At 51.4% G+C, this 259-nt stretch carries 1 protein-coding gene; it reads right to left on the reverse strand.

What is annotated here, in order from left to right; translation table 11 throughout:
* Positions 1 to 62: 62 nt before the first annotated feature.
* The coding region (locus HBA93_RS21930) for a hypothetical protein (RefSeq protein WP_221724658.1) at positions 63 to 259 on the reverse strand (197 nt) is incomplete at its 5' end.

Genomic DNA, 259 nt, shown 5'->3' on the forward strand with positions numbered 1-259 from the left:
AGCGACTGCGCATAGTCTTCAAAGCATTCTCAAAGGGTGTTTAAACCCGTTTCAAACCTTATTTAAATAGTGGGCAGCTTTGAGAGTTCGCCACGCATACGCTGCAGCCAGACTTGCCACCCCGTTACCGGCTGCATTGGATCTGTCCATCCGATTGGCCATCCCATCAGCCAGTCTGAAAAGTTCGGGTTGAAGCTCAGGGTACCGATCGAGGATCTCGCTCCAGTCTCCAAACTGATATGGAGCGGGTGGGTAGATT

The organism is Ochrobactrum sp. SFR4, from assembly GCF_019730395.1.
GTDB lineage: Bacteria > Pseudomonadota > Alphaproteobacteria > Rhizobiales > Rhizobiaceae > Pseudochrobactrum.